Origin of the sequence: Streptomyces lienomycini (assembly GCF_027947595.1) — a bacterium.
Taxonomy (GTDB): domain Bacteria; phylum Actinomycetota; class Actinomycetes; order Streptomycetales; family Streptomycetaceae; genus Streptomyces; species Streptomyces lienomycini.
Genome location: NZ_CP116257.1, coordinates 2071111 through 2086005, shown reverse-complemented (window position 1 = coordinate 2086005; position 14895 = coordinate 2071111). Strand labels below are relative to the sequence as shown.

Here is a 14895-nt window from a genome sequence, read left to right as displayed (position 1 = left end):
CCGCCCGAACTCCGTTGTCCACTACCCAGAGTGAAGGCTTGTGGGGCGAAAAGCCAGAGGTAGGGGGAAATCTTCGGACAATAAATTGACTTCCGACCGGAATTTGACTGCGGAGAGTGATAACGGAGCTTCCGGCTCCCTGGTTCCCGGCTCCCCGGTGCTCAGCTCGTCGGCGCTCGGTCCTCCGGTCCCTGCGGCACGGGGAACCTGGACTCGTTGCGTTCGATCTTCGCCTCCAGTGCGGCCAGCGGGTCGACGTCCAGCACCTCGCAGAACTGGAGGAGATACGCCAGGACGTCGGCGACCTCGTCCCGGACCCGGTGGGCGGCGTCCGGGTCGGTCATGACGCGCACCGACTGCTCAGGCGTCAACCACTGGAAGATCTCCAGGAGTTCGGAGGCCTCGACGCTCAGCGCGGCGGCCAGGTTCTTGGGGGTGTGGTACGGCTGCCAGTGGCGTGCGGCGGCGAACTCGGCCAGCCGGCGCCGCAGGGCCACGAGGTCACGGGGGTGATCGGTCACGGGTTCAGGTGTACCACCGTGACGCCGTCCAGCCCGGCCGCCCACGAGGCGTCGGCGACGGCCGCGACCAGGCGGATGTGCCCGCGGTCGCACATCCGCGCCGCCAGCCGGAGCAGTTCGGCGCGCTGGCGCACGTCCAGCCCGCGGTCGAAGCCGTCGGCGAGGACGGTCAGCGTCTGGAGCGCGGCGGGCACCTCGCCGGCCGGGTCCACCTCCAGCACCCCCGGCCCGGTGAACAGCACCAGGGCGAGGGCCAGGTAGCGCAGCTCGCCGTAGCCGAGGCGGGCGAGGCCCGTGCGGACGCCGTCGCCCCGGTCGAGGAGTGCGTGGACCACGCCGCCGACGACCGGCTCGGCCAGCACGTCCTCGACCGGGCCCGCGCATCCGGTCCGTACCGCCGCGACGAACTGCGCGTGCCGCCGCCCGCACTCGGCGCGGGTGCGCCACAGTACGTCGGCCAGGTTGTCGCAGCCGCCGAGCAGCCGCCCCGAACCGGGGGGCACGGGCTCCCTCATCCGGCCGGGCCGCGGATCGCAGGCGAAGGCGGAGCGCAGGGCGACCACCATCTGCTCGGCGGCGGCCAGCACCCTGCGCTGCCCGTCCGTCTTGCCGGCCACCCGCAGCGGCAGCAGCGGGGTCCCCAGCCGGTCGTCCGGCAGCGGGGCGCGGGTCACGGGAGCCGACCCGGCCGTGTGCCAGGCCGCCTGTACGGCACGGCGGCCGGGGTCGCGCAGGGCCGTCTCCAGGAGCACGACGCCGTCCGCCGTCAGCCGCTCCCCCACGATGCGCAGTTCGGGCTCGGCCTGCACGGCGACGTCCAGGTGCACCGGGCCCTCGGCCCCGTCGGCCGTGCAGCCGATGCGGAAGCCCCGGCGGTGCTGGGCGTCGGGCCGCGCCCGTTCGGGCACGCACGAGCCCGGATCCGGGAACACCGCGCCGAGTTCCGCGCCGCCGCCGAGCCGGGCCAGGGCGTCGTAGGCCCTGAGCGCGCTGGTCTTGCCGCAGCCGCTGGGCCCCGCGAGCACGGTGAGCGGCTCCAGCCGCAGCACCGCGCGCCGGTGCCCGGCGTAGGCGGACAGCCGGAGTTGGGTGACGCGGGGCCGGTCCGGGAGCGGGGCGGCGGACGCCGCCGGCGCGGAGGGCGCTGAGATCGCGGGTGACGCGGAGGACGCAGGTGACGCTGCCATGTGCGGACCGTAGGACCGCCCGGGACGGCGAACCGTTTTGCCCGGGCGGCTTTCCTACGATCGGGGGACCGGGCGGTCAGGACCGCGAGGGACCGTCACACTCCGGGAACCCCCACCGCGCCCTCCATCAGCCCGTTCACCTCGGTCCCCGCCGGAGTCAGCAGGAACACGTTGCGGTCCACCCGGTGCATCCCGCTGGCCAGGCCGAAGACGACGCCGGTACTGAAGTCCAGGACCCGCTTGGCGACGTCCCCCTCGGCGCTGGTCAGGTCCAGGAGGACCGGGATGCCCGTCATCAGTGTCTCGGCGACCTCGCGGGCGTCCGCGAACACGTTGACCCGCAGGACGACGAAACGGCGGCGCCGCTCCGTCTCGGCCTCCGGCATCGCCCGGTGGCCGACCGCCGACGGCCAGGCGTCCCGCCCGCGCAGCGGAACGACCTGGGCGAGTCCTTCCCACTGCTCATCGGTGACGTCGTGGCTGTTCACCGGCTCCCCCGATTTCACTCGCGTTCATTGCGTGCACCAGCCAATTCTTACGCCAAGTCACCCGTTCGGCCCAACAGCGACACGGTTGGCGACGCTCCGTGTCCGGTGATTGCCCCGCCGCGACGGGGGTACTCAGCGACGGCCGCTGCGCCCGCGCGTACACCGCCGCCGCGCCGACACCCGGAGCCGACACACGAAGGAGAGCCCATGGGTGCGCTGGATCTGCCCGAGCCCGTCACGCGCGAAGGGGCACCGCCGCCGGTCGACACCGACTCGCTGCGGGCGGCGCTGCGGGAGCGGGTCGACGGCGAAGTCAGGTTCGACGCCGGGAGCCGCGCCGCGTACTCCACGGACGCGTCGAACTTCCGGCAGACGCCCCTCGGCGTGGTCGTCCCGCGCACCCCGGAGGCGGGCGCCGAGGCGGTGGCCGTGGCCCGGGAGTTCGGGGCGCCGGTGCTGTCGCGGGGCGGCGGGACGAGCCTGGCCGGGCAGTGCACCAACGCGGGTGTGGTCATCGACTGGTCGAAGTACTGCACGCGCGTGGAGTCGGTGGACCGCGACGCCCGTACCTGCGTCGTGCAGCCGGGCATCGTCCTGGACGACCTGAACCGGCAGTTGGCGCCCCTCGGCCTGCGCTACGGCCCGGAGCCCGCCACGCACGCCAACTGCACCCTCGGCGGCATGATCGGCAACAACTCCTGCGGTGCCACGGCCCAGGCGCACGGCAAGGTCGTCGACAACATCGCCCGCCTGGAGGTGCTGCTCTACGACGGCACCCGCTTCTGGTGCGGGGAGACCAGCGACGAGGAGTACGCCGAGATCGAGCGGCAGGGCGATCTGCGGGCGACCGTCTACCGGCGGCTGCGCGCGCTGCGCGACACCTACGGGGACGAGGTCCGCCGCCGGTTCCCGGACATTCCGCGCCGGGTCTCCGGCTACAACCTGGACTCGCTGCTGCCGGAGTACGGATTCGACGTGGCCGGACTGCTGGTGGGCAGCGAGTCGACACTGGTCACCGTGGTGCGGGCGGAGCTGGAGCTGGTGCCGGTGGTGAAGGAGCGGACCCTGGTGGTGCTCGGGTTCGACACCATCGACAAGGCCGCCGACGCGGTGCCCGACATCCTGCCGCACGAACCGATCGCGCTGGAGGGCGTCGACGCCCGGCTGGTCCGCGACGAGCGGATCAAGCACCTCAACGAGAAGGCGCTGGCCGAGATGCCCGAGGGCAACGCCTATCTGATGGTGCAGTTCGGCGGTGACACCGTCGAGGAGGCGGACGGCCGGGCGCACCGGATGCTGGAGGCGGTGCACCGCTCCGCACACGACGCGGACTGCGCGTTCATGGACGACCCCGCGTACGAGCAGGACCTGTGGCAGGTCCGCGAGGCCGGACCCGGCGCCACCGCGCACGTCCCGGGCAAGCCGGACACCTTCGAGGGCTGGGAGGACTCGGCGGTGGACCCGCGCAAACTGGGCGACTACCTGCGGCGGCTGCGGGCGCTGTTCGAGGAGTTCGGCTACCTCAGCGACACCGGGCCCAGTCTGTACGGGCACTTCGGGCAGGGCTGCGTGCACACCCGGATCCCGTTCGGCCTGTACACCGCGGACGGGGTGGCGACGTACCGCAGGTTCATGGAACGGGCGGCCGACCTCGTCGTCGAGTTCGGGGGCTCGCTCTCCGGTGAGCACGGGGACGGGCAGAGCCGCGGCGAGCTGCTGTCGCGGATGTTCGGCGACCGGCTCGTCGAGGCGTTCGGGCGGCTGAAGGGCGTCTTCGACCCCCTGGACCGGATGAACCCGGGGAAGATCGTCGCGCCGTACGGGCTGGACGAGAACCTGCGCCTGGGCGGTGACTGGGCCCCGTTCGAACCGCGTGACCTGCACTTCGGCTTCCCGCACGACGGGGGCTCGTTCGCCAAGGCGGCCAACCGCTGCGTCGGCGTCGGGAAGTGCCGGCAGCACACGAGTGACGGCACGGTGATGTGTCCGTCGTACCAGGTGACGCGGGAGGAGGAGCACTCGACGCGGGGCCGGGCGCGACTGCTGTTCGAGATGCTCGACGGGCACGGGGACGGCGCGATCCGGGACGGCTGGCGTTCGCAGGAGGTCAAGGACGCCCTCGATCTGTGCCTGGCCTGCAAGGGGTGCAAGAAGGACTGTCCGGCGGACGTGGACATGGCCACGTACAAGGCGGAGTTCCTGTCCCACCACTACGCGGGCCGGCCGTGGCGCAGGCCGCGTTCGGACTGGTCGATGGGCTGGCTGCCGGCGCTCGCGCAGGTGGTGGGCCGCACCCGGCTCGGGCCGGTCGTCAACGCGCTCACCCACGCCCCGCTGCTGTCGAAGGCCGCGGTGCTGGTGGCGGGGGTGGCCGACCGGGAGGTGCCGCTGTTCGCGGAGCGGACCTTCGAGCAGTGGTTCGCGGACCACGAGCCGGAGGGCGACGGGCACCGCGGGTCCGTGCTGCTGTGGCCGGACACCTTCACCAACCACTTCCACCCGCACATCGGGCGGGCAGCGGTACGGGTCCTGGAGCACGCCGGGTGGCGGGTGGAGCTGCCGCACGAACCGCTGTGCTGCGGGCTGACCTGGATCTCCACCGGGCAGCTCGGCACGGCGGAGAAGGTCCTCGCCCGCACCGTGCGCGCCCTGGCCCCCCAGGTGCGGGCGGGTGGCCTGGTCGTGGCCCTGGAACCGAGCTGCACGGCCGTCTTCCGGGCGGACGCGGCGGAGCTGTTCCCCGGCGACCAGGACGTGCTGCGGCTGGCCGAGCAGACGGTGACGCTGTCGGAGCTGCTCACCGAGCACTCCCCCGGCTACGAACCGCCGCACGTGCCCGAGCGGTCCGCGCGTGCGCTGGCCCAGGTGCACTGCCACCAGCACGCGGTGCTCGGCTGGGAGGCCGACCAGGAGCTGCTGCGCCGGGCCGGGGTGGACGCGGAGCGGCTGGACTCCGGCTGCTGCGGGCTGGCCGGCAACTTCGGCTTCGAACGCGGTCACCTGGACGTCAGCGAGGCGTGCGCGGAGCGGGTGCTGCTGCCGCGGCTGCGGGAGGAGGACGAGTCGACCGTCGTCCTCGCGGACGGCTTCAGCTGCCGCACCCAGATCCACGAGTTCGACAGCGGCGGCCACGAGGGCGTGCACCTCGCGGAGTTGCTGGCTTCGGCCCTGCCCGCCGCCGCGGACGGTACCGCGGGCGACTCGGGGGTACCGGGCAGCGCGTACGGCACCGCGCCGGGCGCCCGCCCCAAAACCCCGGGACGACGGGCCCGCGCCCTGGCGCTGGCGGGCACGGGGGTGGCCGCCGTGGGCGCCGGGCTGGCGGCCGTACGCGCGGGGACGGCCCTGGCGCGCGGCCTGCGGCGCCGCTGACGCGTTGACGCTGCCGACGCGCCCCTTCGCGCCGGAGCCGCCCCCGCCGTTCGGCGCGGGGGCGGCTCCGGCGCGTGGGGCGCCGTGGGCTCAGGCGCGGGCCGAGCTGTCCTGGCGGCTGGCCAGGGCCCAGATCACGAACACGTCGATCGCCATCATGATCACGGACCAGACGGGCGAGTACGGCAGGAACAGGAACTGGGCGATCAGGCTCAGCGAGGCGAGGACGATGCCCGCCATCCGGGCCCAGGTCATGTCCTTGAGCAGGCCGTACCCGGTGACGAACACGAGGGCGCCGAGGACGACGTGGACGATCCCCCAGCCGGTGAGGCTCATCTCGTAGATGTAGGTGCCGACACGGGCGTACACGTCGTCCTCGGCGATGGCCGCGATGCCCTGCAGCACGGCGAGGGCGCCGGTCAGCAGCAGCAGTACGCCCGCGAAGACGACACCGCCGGTCACCCAGCCACTGGTGCGGTCGCCCGAGCGCTGGGCCCAGGAGGCGTCGCCGCCGCCGTGGGACGGCCGGCCGGGAGAGGGTTCGGCGTGCTGGCTCATGAGCGGAGTCCTTTCTGTATCCCCCGTACGGGGTAGCGGCCCGCCGGCCCCGACGGCGCCGACAGGTCGTTCCGAGCCTGCGGGTGTCCGGGCCCCCCGGCCACGCGGGTCCGCCGGACGGGTGAACCGCGCCCGGGCGTGCGCGTGCGCCCGCACAGGGACTCGCGTTGACTGAAACGGCATCCGCGGGCCCACCGGCCGACCGGCGGCGGGCCGCGGGGCGGACGAAGGAGGGCGTGTGACGAGTCGGCCGCTGCCCCGGCGGAAACCGCGCGGGCGGGTTCCGTGACCGCGCCGGCGAACGCCGTTCCGGCCCGGGCCGAGCAGTCCCTGCGGCAGACCCTGCTCAGCCCCGGCTACCTGCGGCTGTTGCTGCTGTGCGTGCTGCTGGGCGTTCCCATCGCGCTGGCCTGCTTCTTCTTCGTCGGCCTCCAGCACGAGCTGCAGCACTGGGTGTGGACCTCGCTGCCCGAGGCGGTCGGTTACGGCGCCCCGCCCTGGTGGTGGCCGCTGCCCGCGCTGGTGCTCGCCGGGCTGGTCCTGGCGCCGATCGTGACCCGGATGCCGGGCGGCGGCGGCCACCTCCCGGTCGACGGCCTCGGCGGTGCGCCCGTCGGCCCCCGCGCGCTGCCCGGCGCGGTACTCGCCGCGCTGGCCACGCTGCCGCTGGGCGTGGTGCTGGGCCCGGAGGCCCCGCTCATGGCCGTCGGCAGCGGGCTCGCCCTGCTGGCGGTGCGGCGGGCGGGCGCGGGCGGGGACCAGCGGGCGAGCGCGATCCTCGCCACGGCCGGGTCCACCGCCGCGATCTCCACCATCCTCGGCGGACCGGTGGCGGCCGCGGTCCTGCTGATGGAGGGGGCGGGGCTGGCCGGGGCCCGGCTGGTCGCGCTGCTGCTGCCCTGTCTGCTGGCCAGCGCCACGGGCGCCCTGGTCTTCACCGGCTTCGGACAGTGGACCGGCCTGAAGATCGGCGCGCTCGCCCTGCCCGACCTGCCGCCGGACGCCAACCCGGACGTGGGCGACTTCCTATGGGGACTGCCCACGGCGGCCCTGATCGCCGTACTGGTCGCACTGGCCCGCGCGCTGGGCCGGCGCACCGTCACCTGGACCCGGCGCCGCACGGCCGCCCGCACCGTGGTCTGCGCCACCGCGGTCGGCGTCTGCCTGGCCGCGTACGCGCTGATCACCGGCCGTTCGCCCGCCGAGGCGGCGCTGTCCGGCCAGGCCACCCTCGCCCAGCTCGCCGCCCACCCGCACGCCTGGCCCGTGGGGGCGCTGGTCGCGCTGGTCGCGTGCAAGGGGCTGGCCTGGGGCATCGCGCTGGGCAGCCTGCGCGGCGGCCCGATCTTCCCGGCCGTCCTGCTGGGCGCGGCGACGGCGACGGCCTGCTCCGGGCTGCCCGGTTTCGGCGCGACCCCGGCCCTCGCCCTCGGCATCGCCGCCGCGTCGGCGGCGGTGACGGGGCTGCCGCTGGCCAGCGCGGTCCTGGCGGTGCTGCTGATGGGGCGGGACGCCCACGACCAGATGCCGCTGATCGTCACCGCGTCGGTGGTCGCGTTCGTCGTCTCCCAGGTGGTGCGGCGGACGGATCCGGCGGCGGACGGGGCCGCGTCGCCGGGGGCGCGGCGGTGAGGGGACGCCGGGCCGGACGGCCCCGCGCCGACCGGCATGCCGTCCTGCCCTGGCTCGTGCGCGGCCTGATCGCGGTGGCGGTGGTCGCCGCCTACTTCCTGCTCCCCCTCGACCAACTGGGCCCGCAGCGCCCCGTGCTGAGCTGGGTGCTGTTCGCCGCGCTGCTGACGGGCGTGGCCGTGCTGCTGCTCCGGCAGATCCGCCACGTGCTCCTCGACCGGCCGGACAGCCGGCCCGGGGTGGTCATCTCGCTGCTGATCGTCCTGTCCGTGCACGTCTTCGCGGCCACCTACTACGCCCTGGCCAAGCAGCCCGGCGAGTTCAGCGGGCTGCGGACCCGGGTCGACGCGCTGTACTTCACCGTGGTCACGCTCGCCACGGTCGGCTACGGGGACATCACCCCGCGGGGGCAGGCCGCCAGGATCGTGGCCGTGCTGCAGATCACGTACAGCTTCGTCTTCCTGACGGCCGCCGCCACGGCGCTGACCACCAGGATGCGCGACATGGTGGTCCGGGGCACCGACCGTGGCCGCTCCCGCTGACCGCGGTGGGGCCCGCTTGTGCCCGCCCCCGTGCGCGCACTACTGTCGCCACGCCTTGGTGAACGGGAAACCGGTGTGATGCCGGTGCGGCCCTCGCCACTGTGAATCGGGAAGTCCGGCTCCGGCCCTCAGGGGCAGCCACTGGGTCCTTGCGACCCGGGAAGGCGGAGCACGGGCGGTGGTACCCGTAAGCCAGGAGACCGGCCAAGGCGCGTCGTCCATCCACGAGGTGCTGGAGAGGGTCTGCTGAGCCATGCACATAGCCGAGGGCTTTCTGCCACCGGCGCACGCGATCGCCTGGGGTGTCGCGTCCGCGCCGTTCGTCGTCCACGGAGTACGGTCACTCACCCGTGAGGTCAGGGAGCACCCGGAGAGCACGCTGCTCCTCGGCGCCTCCGGGGCCTTCACGTTCGTCCTGTCCGCCCTGAAACTGCCGTCCGTCACCGGGAGTTGCTCGCACCCGACCGGCACCGGTCTGGGCGCCATCCTCTTCCGGCCGCCGATCATGGCGGTTCTGGGCACCATCACCCTGCTCTTCCAGGCGCTGCTGCTCGCACACGGCGGGCTGACCACGCTGGGCGCCAACGTCTTCTCGATGGCGATCGTCGGCCCCTGGGCGGGGTACGGCGTCTACCGGCTGCTGCGCCGCTACGAGGTGCCGCTGATGGTCACCGTGTTCTTCGGCGCGTTCGTCGCCGACCTGTCCACCTACTGCGTCACCAGCGTGCAGCTGGCGCTGGCGTTCCCGGACCCGGGCAGCGGGTTCCTGGGCGCGCTCGGCAAGTTCGGGTCGATCTTCGCCGTCACGCAGATCCCGCTCGCGGTCAGCGAGGGCCTGCTGACGGTGGTGGTGATGCGGCTGCTCGTGCAGTCGAGCAAGGGCGAACTGACGCGGTTGGGCGTCCTGTTGGCCAAGGCCGGCGAGCGCGGGGCGGTGGCCCGGTGAAGCGCGGTACGAAGATCAACGCCCTGCTGCTGCTCGTCGTGGTCGCGCTGGCGGTGCTGCCGCTGGTGCTGGGGCTCGGCGACCACAAGGAGGAGCCGTTCGCCGGTGCCGACGCCGAGGCGGAGACCGCGATCACGGAGATCGAACCGGACTACGAGCCGTGGTTCTCGCCGCTGTACGAACCGCCGTCCGGGGAGGTCGAGTCGGCGCTGTTCGCGCTGCAGGCGGCGCTCGGCGCGGGCGTGCTGGCGTACTACTTCGGCCTGCGCCGGGGCCGCCGGCAGGGCGAGCGGCGGGCGGTGACGGGGGCGGCTCTGGCCGATGCGGGGGCGGACACGGCGCCCACCCGGGCAGTGGCGGGGGCAGTGCCGGGGGACGCCCCCGAAGGGGACTGAGTGCTGCCGATCGACGCGGCGGCGCACGGCAGTCGGTGGCGCCGCCGCCATCCCGTGGACAAGGCGGTGCTCGGTCTCGGCCTGACCGTGCTGGCGATCTCGCTGCCGCCCTGGCCGGGCGCGGCGCTGGTGCTGGTGGCGGCGCTCGCGGTACTGCTCGGCCCGGCGGGCGTGCCCGGGCGCCGGCTGTGGCGGGCCTACCGGGTGCCGCTGGGGTTCTGTGTGACGGGGGCGTTGCCCCTGCTGGTGCGGGTCGGGGGCCCCGACGGGTTTCTGGGGGCGGCGGAGGGCGGCCCGCTGCGCGCGGCCGAGCTGCTGCTGCGCACCTCGGCGGCCTCGCTGGGCGTGCTGCTGTTCGCGTTCACCACGCCGATGTCGGATCTGCTGCCCCGCCTGGCGAGGGCGGGGGTGCCGGCGCCGGTCGTGGACGTGGCGCTGGTGACGTACCGGATGAGTTTCCTGCTGCTGGACTCCGTGCACCGGATCCGTCAGGCGCAGGCCGCGCGGCTCGGGCACACCACCCGGGCGGCCACCTGGCGTTCGCTCGGCGGGCTCGGCGCCACCGCCTTCGTGCGGGCCTTCGACCGGGCGGCGCGGCTCCAGTCGGGGCTCGCCGGGCGCGGTTACGACGGCACCCTGCGCGTCCTGGTGCCCGAGGCCCGGGTCTCGGTGCCGTTCACGGCGGCGAGCGTCGCGCTGCTGGTGGCGCTGGCCGCCCTCACCCTCGTACTGGAAGGACCGCTGTCGTGAGCGAGACGGAGCGGGCGGCGGACGGGACCGCCGGGACGGACGGGGCGGCGCTGGTCGCCCTGCGGGGCGTGTCCTTCGGGTACGAGGAGGGCCCGGACGTGCTGGTGGGGCTGGACTTCGCGGTGCGGGAGGGGCGCGCGCTGGCGCTGCTCGGCCGCAACGGCAGCGGCAAGACGACGCTGATGCGGCTGCTCAGCGGCGGACTGAGGCCGCGCGCGGGGACGTTGACGCTCGCCGGGGAGCCGGTGGTGTACGACCGCGGGGGGCTGACCCGGTTGCGGACCACGGTGCAGTTGGTGGTGCAGGACCCGGACGACCAGCTCTTCGCGGCCTCGGTGGGCCAGGACGTGTCCTTCGGGCCGCTCAACCTGGGCCTGTCCGACGCGGAGGTACGCTCCCGGGTCGGCGAGGCCCTCGCCGCGCTGGACATCGCGGAGCTGGCCGACCGGCCCACCCACCTGCTGTCGTACGGGCAGCGCAAGCGGACGGCGATCGCCGGGGCCGTGGCGATGCGGCCCCGGGTGCTGATCCTCGACGAGCCGACCGCGGGACTGGATCCGGACGGTCAGGAGCGGCTGCTCGCCACCCTCGGCCGGCTGCGCGCGGGCGGCACCACCGTGGTGATGGCCACCCACGACGTCGACCTGGCCCTGCGCTGGTCCGACGACGCCGCCCTGCTCACCCCGGACGGCGTGCGCACGGGTCCGGCCGCCCCGACGCTGGCCCGCACCGACCTGCTGCGGCAGGCCGGGCTGCGGCTGCCCTGGGGCATCGCGGCGGCCGGACTGCTGCGGGCCCGGGGGCTGTTGGCGGACTCGGCGACGGGCCCGCGTACGGCGGAGGAGCTGGCCGCGCTGGCGGAGTGACAGAGCCGCCGGGGCCGGGGTTCAGCCCCGGGAGCGGCTCAGTTCGGCGTCCTGCTCCTGCGCCGGGCTCTCCGCCGCGGTCTCCTCGGCGGCCCGGCGGGCCCCGCGGCCCGGCAAAACGGCGAGGACGATCAGCGTTCCGGCGGCCATGATGACGCCGCCGACGAGGCTGGTCGTCGAGACGCCGTGGGCGAAGGCCCGGTTGACGGCGTCGGCGAGGGCCTGCGCCTGCTCCGGTCCGGCGGCCGGGTTGGTGGCGAGCCGCTCGGCGACGGCCAGTCCGCCGCCGACCGAGTCCTGGGCGGTGTCCAGGGCGGCGGCCGGAAGCCGGTCGCCCACCAGGCCGGACAGCTCGTCCCGGTAGGAGGTACCGAGGAGGGACCCGAGGACGGCGATGCCCAGCGAGCCGCCGAGTTCCAGCGCGGTGTCGTTGGCACCGCCGCCGACGCCGAGTTCGCTCTCCGGGAAGGAGCCCATGATGGTGTCGGTGGCCGGGGAGACGCTGAGTCCGATGGCGAGACCGAGGAGCAGCATCGGGGCGAGGAAGTCGCCGTAGGTGGAGCCCTGGTCGATGAGGACCAGCAGGAAGACCCCGACGGTGCCGATGGCCATGCCGGAGCCGACCATGGCCCGCACACCGAGCCTCGGGGTCAGTCGCCCGGTGACCGCGGCGCCGACGAACACGGCCCCGGCCAGCGGCAGCAGCCGTACGCCGGTCTCCAGCGCGCCGTAGCCGAGCACGAACTGCAGGAACTGCGTGGCGTAGTAGATGGCGCCGTAGGTGCCGAAGAAGAAGAACAGCACCGCCAGCATCGAGCCGCTGAAGGGGCGGAGCAGGAACCGGCGCACGTCCAGCATGGGGTGCGGGTGACGCAGCTCCCAGGCGACGAAGCCCACCAGCGCGACCGCCGCGACGACGGCCGCGGCGACGGGGCCGGCGCCCCAGCCGAAGTGCGGTCCCTCGATGGTCGCGTAGACGAGGCTGCCGACGGAGACGATGGAGAGCAGACCGCCGACGTAGTCGATGCGGCCCGTGCCGACCGCCCTGGACGGCGGTACGAGGATCAGCGCGCCGATGACGGCGACGACCGCGATGGGGACGTTGACCAGGAAGGTCGAGCCCCAGGCGTGGTCCTCCAGGAGCCATCCGGCGACCAGCGGCCCGACCGCGATGGCGAGCCCGGAGGTGGCGGTCCAGGCCGTGATGGCGCGGGCCCGCTCGCCCTTGGGGAAGACCGCGACCAGCAGGGACAGCGTGGCCGGCATGACGACCGCGGCGCCGACGCCCATGATCGCCCGGGCCGCGACGACCAGCCCCGTCTCGTGCACGAGGCTGCCCATGACCGAACCGCCCGCGAAGATCACGAGACCGGTGACCAGGGCGCCGCGGCGGCTGTACTTGTCGCCGATCGCGCCGAGCACCAGCATCAGCGCGGCGTACGGCACGGTGTAGCCGTCGATGACCCACTGCAGGTCGCTGCTGCTGAGCCCCAGGTCGGCCGTCATGTCCGGGGCGGCCACGATGAGGGACGTGTTGGCCATGACGACGATCAGCAGGCTCAGGCAGAGGACGAGGAGAGCCCACCAGCGCCGGGCGTAGGGCCCGGGCATCTTCTCGACGGGTGTGGTGGCCAGTAGGGGCATCGGGGCTCCCGGGAAACGAGCTGGGGCGACTTAATTGCCCATGGGTGTGCAGACACGGGCAGCGTAGTTTGTTGCACACGGGCGTGCAAATACGACGATGCCGTGTGTCTGCCGTGTGTCGTGGTCCGGCGCGCGGCAGACCGCTCGGAGGGGGCGCGGGACCTACTCGGACCGGAGAGGGGCGCGGGGCCTGCTCGGTCCGCAGGGGGCGCGGGGTCTACTCGGCCGGGACGGGCTTCGCGGGCACCGTGGGGCCCACGCCCTCGACCACGGTGCGGGCCCGCCGCTGCGGTACGCCGGCGGCGATGAGCGTGGCGACGGCGGCCCGGGTGCCGTCGTCCTCCAGGACGCCGGCGTTGACCTGCTCCAGCAGGGCGACGATCATCGCCTCGAGTCCGGCGCTCAGCGCGGCGGGCGGCAGGTGGGCGGGGAAGGCCCCGTCCCGCTGGCCGCGCTCCAGGATGGCGGTGACCTCGGCGCGGGCCGGGGCCAGGATCTCGGCCACACGCTCCACGCCCAGATCGTGCCGGGCCAGCGCCAGCAGCATGCGGTAGCGGTCGCCCACGGGCCACATCAGCAGCGTGAAGTGCGCGAGCGCCCGGTCGGCCGGTTCGGTCGCCTCCGCCGCGTCGGCCATCGCGCCCCGCAGCACCTCGGACGCCTCCTCGGCGAGGGCTTCCAGCAGCGCCGCGCGCCCCGGGAAGTGGCCGAAGAGGGTACGCCGGACGACACCGGCGGCCCGGGCCAGCTCCTCCAGGGTGGTGTCCGGGTTGCGCCCCAGCTCCCGGCGGGCCGTGGCCAGGATGCGCGCCCGGTTGGACCGCGCGTTGCGCCGCTGCGGCTCACGGGCGGCGGGCTTGGTCACGGGAACCTCGGGGCGGGACGATGCGGGGAGGAGGGGGACGGGACACGGACGTGGATCGTCCATTCTGTCACGGGGGCGCTGTGAGCAGGACGACGAGGCCCGGCACCGTGCGCCCCGGGTGAGGGCGCACGGTGCCGGTCGGTACGGAGGCCCGCTATCCGTGCCGGAGGTCGAGTTGGTACTCGAACGCCGTGTGGATCGGCACGTAGCCGAGCGCGTCGTTGACGCGGCGCATGTACGGATTGTTGTCGGCCGTGTCGGTGAGCAGACCGCCGAGGTCCGGATACCGCTCGTGGGCCCGTCGGATCGAGGCGGCCTTCATCCAGCGGGCGAGGCCGTGGCCGCGGTGCCGGGGCAGGACGCCGGTGCCGTAGTGCTGGCCGTCACCCTTCCCGTCGCCGGGGACGACCAGTTCGGTGAACCCGGCGATCGAGCCGTCGGACGCGTCGAGGGCGGCGACGGTGTGCAGGTGGTCGCCGCGCTTCTCGACGGCCGCCGCCGCGGCCCGGACCCGGTCCAGGTCCCAGGTCACCGTGCCGAAGTCGGTGCCGCCCATCGGCATGTCGTCCATGGCGTGCCGCGACGCGACGAACGTCTCGGCGAGGCCGTCGGGAACCGTGCCCTCCCACGACGTCAGCCGGTAGCCGGGGTGCGGCCGGTCGGTGATCGCGGCGAGGGCGGCGGGATCCGCCTCGGCCAGTGGCAGCCGGGTGAAGGTCAGGGTCAGGACCCTGCGAAAGCCCCGGGCCGGCAGGAACCGGTCGCCGGGAGAGCCGGCCCCGGCCTGGGTGACGACGCAGCGTCGGCCGTCCCGGCGTGCGGCGGCGACGGCCGCGTCCAGGAGCCGGGAGCCGGTGCGGTTTCGCCGCTCGGCCGGATGGACGTGGAGCTCCAGTACGGCGAGATGGCCCTGCCCCGCCCCGGTGTGCAGGCGCAGGAACGCCGAGCCGACGGGGGTTCCGTCGGTGTCGGAGGCCAGCCAGGCCAGGCGGTGGCCAAAGGGGCTGGTGTCGGGGTCGGTCAGCGCGGTGATGCGAACGGACAAGGTGTCTCCGTCGGAGGAAGGTGGAAGGTGCCGGGGTCCGGGTTCGACTGCTGACCACTCGTGCGCATGTGCTGCACGCCTCCT

The 14895-nt window shown here is 74.3% G+C and carries 14 protein-coding genes and 1 riboswitch; of the genes, 7 read left to right on the top strand and 7 right to left on the bottom strand.

Going from position 1 to position 14895, the window contains the following annotated elements:
• Positions 1–161: 161 nt before the first annotated feature.
• From BJ961_RS09615 to BJ961_RS09605, 3 genes are all read right to left on the bottom strand, one after another.
• On the bottom strand, positions 162–521 hold the full coding sequence (locus BJ961_RS09615; RefSeq protein WP_271320890.1) for a nucleotide pyrophosphohydrolase: 360 nt from the start codon (positions 519–521) through the stop codon (positions 162–164).
• Positions 518–1708, bottom strand: coding sequence for an AAA family ATPase (locus BJ961_RS09610; RefSeq protein ID WP_271320889.1), 1191 nt, complete (start codon positions 1706–1708; stop codon positions 518–520). The genes BJ961_RS09615 and BJ961_RS09610 overlap by 4 nt, the downstream gene beginning before the upstream one ends.
• 95 nt (positions 1709–1803) lie before the next feature.
• On the bottom strand, positions 1804–2196 hold the full coding sequence (locus tag BJ961_RS09605; RefSeq protein WP_271320888.1) for a cell division protein SepF: 393 nt from the start codon (positions 2194–2196) through the stop codon (positions 1804–1806).
• A gap of 207 nt (positions 2197–2403) precedes the next feature.
• On the opposite strand from BJ961_RS09605, the gene BJ961_RS09600 reads away from it, so the two are divergent.
• Positions 2404–5568 carry an FAD-binding and (Fe-S)-binding domain-containing protein gene (locus BJ961_RS09600; protein ID WP_271320887.1) on the top strand — a complete coding sequence of 1055 codons (3165 nt, stop codon included), beginning with the start codon at positions 2404–2406 and terminating at the stop codon, positions 5566–5568.
• Positions 5569–5658: 90 nt separating this feature from the next.
• Here BJ961_RS09600 and BJ961_RS09595 read toward each other — a convergent pair whose 3' ends face one another.
• Positions 5659–6126 carry a DUF7144 family membrane protein gene (locus BJ961_RS09595; protein WP_271320886.1) on the bottom strand — a complete coding sequence of 156 codons (468 nt, stop codon included), beginning with the start codon at positions 6124–6126 and terminating at the stop codon, positions 5659–5661.
• A gap of 285 nt (positions 6127–6411) precedes the next feature.
• Here BJ961_RS09595 and BJ961_RS09590 point away from each other — a divergent pair, with 285 nt between their 5' ends.
• The 6 genes from BJ961_RS09590 to BJ961_RS09565 all read left to right on the top strand — a co-directional run bounded on the left by BJ961_RS09590 (position 6412) and on the right by BJ961_RS09565 (position 11257).
• On the top strand, positions 6412–7758 hold the full coding sequence (locus tag BJ961_RS09590; protein WP_271320885.1) for a chloride channel protein: 1347 nt from the start codon (positions 6412–6414) through the stop codon (positions 7756–7758).
• Positions 7755–8300, top strand: a complete 546-nt coding sequence (locus BJ961_RS09585; RefSeq protein ID WP_381157078.1) for a potassium channel family protein — start codon at positions 7755–7757, stop codon at positions 8298–8300. The genes BJ961_RS09590 and BJ961_RS09585 overlap by 4 nt, the downstream gene beginning before the upstream one ends.
• A gap of 39 nt (positions 8301–8339) precedes the next feature.
• Positions 8340–8523: riboswitch (cobalamin riboswitch) on the top strand.
• A 30-nt stretch (positions 8524–8553) separates the two neighbouring features.
• Positions 8554–9246: an energy-coupling factor ABC transporter permease gene (locus tag BJ961_RS09580; protein ID WP_271320884.1), complete on the top strand. Its 693-nt coding sequence runs from the start codon at positions 8554–8556 to the stop codon at positions 9244–9246.
• Positions 9243–9641, top strand: a complete 399-nt coding sequence (locus BJ961_RS09575) for an energy-coupling factor ABC transporter substrate-binding protein (protein ID WP_271320883.1) — start codon at positions 9243–9245, stop codon at positions 9639–9641. The genes BJ961_RS09580 and BJ961_RS09575 overlap by 4 nt, the downstream gene beginning before the upstream one ends.
• Positions 9642–10391 carry a cobalt ECF transporter T component CbiQ gene (cbiQ, locus tag BJ961_RS09570; RefSeq protein WP_271320882.1) on the top strand — a complete coding sequence of 250 codons (750 nt, stop codon included), beginning with the start codon at positions 9642–9644 and terminating at the stop codon, positions 10389–10391.
• Entirely contained in the window at positions 10388–11257 is an 870-nt protein-coding gene (locus BJ961_RS09565; protein WP_271320881.1) for an ATP-binding cassette domain-containing protein, read from the top strand. Before cbiQ ends, BJ961_RS09565 begins: the two co-directional genes overlap by 4 nt.
• 21 nt (positions 11258–11278) lie before the next feature.
• Here the strand turns inward: BJ961_RS09565 and BJ961_RS09560 are convergent, their stop codons facing one another.
• The 3 genes from BJ961_RS09560 to BJ961_RS09550 all read right to left on the bottom strand — a co-directional run bounded on the left by BJ961_RS09560 (position 11279) and on the right by BJ961_RS09550 (position 14811).
• Complete coding sequence (locus BJ961_RS09560) at positions 11279–12901, bottom strand: MFS transporter (RefSeq protein WP_271320880.1); 1623 nt, start codon at positions 12899–12901, stop codon at positions 11279–11281.
• Between the two features lie 217 nt (positions 12902–13118).
• Positions 13119–13766 carry a TetR/AcrR family transcriptional regulator gene (locus tag BJ961_RS09555; protein ID WP_271320879.1) on the bottom strand — a complete coding sequence of 216 codons (648 nt, stop codon included), beginning with the start codon at positions 13764–13766 and terminating at the stop codon, positions 13119–13121.
• A gap of 154 nt (positions 13767–13920) precedes the next feature.
• Positions 13921–14811, bottom strand: a complete 891-nt coding sequence (locus tag BJ961_RS09550; protein ID WP_271320878.1) for a GNAT family N-acetyltransferase — start codon at positions 14809–14811, stop codon at positions 13921–13923.
• Positions 14812–14895: the final 84 nt, after the last annotated feature.